We start from the raw sequence: 652 nt of genomic DNA on the forward strand, positions 1-652 counted from the left end.
GCGCCAAGATCATTCCCCGCCGTGTGACCGGTACCTGCGCGTTCCATCAGCGTGAGCTGACGGTCGCTATCAAGCGTGCCCGTTATATGGCGCTGATGCCCTACGTGAGCGACTAATCGCCCCGGCATCCAAAACGTGCAAAAAAGAGCAGCTCTTGCGAGCTGCTCTTTTTCTGTTTGTTTTTCTTCTATTGTACCCAAACGACGCACCCAAAACAGCGGGCCGCCCCTTACCGGGACGGCCCGCTGTAATTGTATAGGAATCAGGAAGTAAACCGGTCACGCAGGTTCTTGAAAAAGCCCTTGCGCTTTTCGTAGTTTTCTTCCTTGAGGCTGTCCTCAAATGCCTTGAGGGCCTCACGCTGGGTACGGTTGAGCTTTTTGGGAATTTCCACCTCTACGATCACATACTGATCGCCACGGCCACGGCCGTTCAGGTACTGGATGCCCTGGCCCCGCAGGCGGAACTTGGTACCGCTCTGGGTTCCTTCGGGAATCCGCTGGGCCACCTTGCCATCCACGGTGGGAACCTCGATCTCGGCGCCCAACACTGCCTGAGAGTAGGTAATGGGGACACGTACATATACATCGTAGCCATCCCGTTCAAAGACAGCATCTTTCTTGACCGTCACATGAACAATCACGTCGCCTGC

At 55.5% G+C, this 652-nt stretch carries 2 protein-coding genes; one reads left to right on the plus strand and one right to left on the minus strand.

From position 1 onward, the window contains the following. A partial coding sequence (gene rpsR, locus H6B10_RS14975; protein ID WP_204652307.1) for a 30S ribosomal protein S18 occupies positions 1 to 116 on the plus strand: 116 nt, incomplete at its 5' end. A gap of 146 nt (positions 117 to 262) precedes the next feature. On the opposite strand, the gene H6B10_RS14980 is transcribed toward rpsR, so the two are convergent. Continuing rightward, positions 263 to 652 (minus strand): DnaJ C-terminal domain-containing protein (locus H6B10_RS14980; RefSeq protein ID WP_275951090.1); only part of this gene is annotated, 390 nt, incomplete at its 5' end.

It is taken from the genome of Gemmiger formicilis, assembly GCF_016901605.1.
GTDB classification, from domain to species: domain Bacteria; phylum Bacillota; class Clostridia; order Oscillospirales; family Ruminococcaceae; genus Gemmiger; species Gemmiger formicilis_B.